This is a genomic window from Lactobacillus sp. UMNPBX19 (assembly GCF_002553805.1).
Lineage (GTDB): Bacteria > Bacillota > Bacilli > Lactobacillales > Lactobacillaceae > Lactobacillus.
The window spans coordinates 1-372 of record NZ_PCYR01000156.1; the positions used below are offsets into that span (position 1 = coordinate 1).

The 372-nt window shown below is 41.9% G+C and carries 1 protein-coding gene; it reads right to left on the minus strand.

What is annotated here, in order from left to right:
* Positions 1-372: Hsp70 family protein (locus CP370_RS09565; RefSeq protein ID WP_158227050.1), on the minus strand; the 372-nt coding region annotated here is incomplete at both ends.

Genomic DNA, 372 nt, shown 5'->3' on the forward strand with positions numbered 1-372 from the left:
GTGTTGTCGTCGTTATTACCGGTATTCTGGTCGTTACCTTGAGCACCATCAGCTTGGCCTTGTGCTTGTTGCGCTTGTTGGTAAAGCTTTACAGATAAGTCTTGGACAATCTTGCTCAAATCATCCTTCTTAGCTTTCATTTCTTCTAAGTTGTTATCTTTTTGAGCTTTTTCAAGAGCTTCCTTAGCGTCTTTAGCCTTCTTGATTTCGTCTTCAGAAACCTTACCTTCAAGTTCCTTCAAAGTCTTGTCGGTTGTGAAGATCAATTGGTCAACTTCGTTACGAAGGTCAACTTCTTCCTTACGCTTGCGGTCGGCTTCTTCGTTTTCCTTAGCTTCCTTCATCATCCGTTCGATTTCTTCATCACTGAGA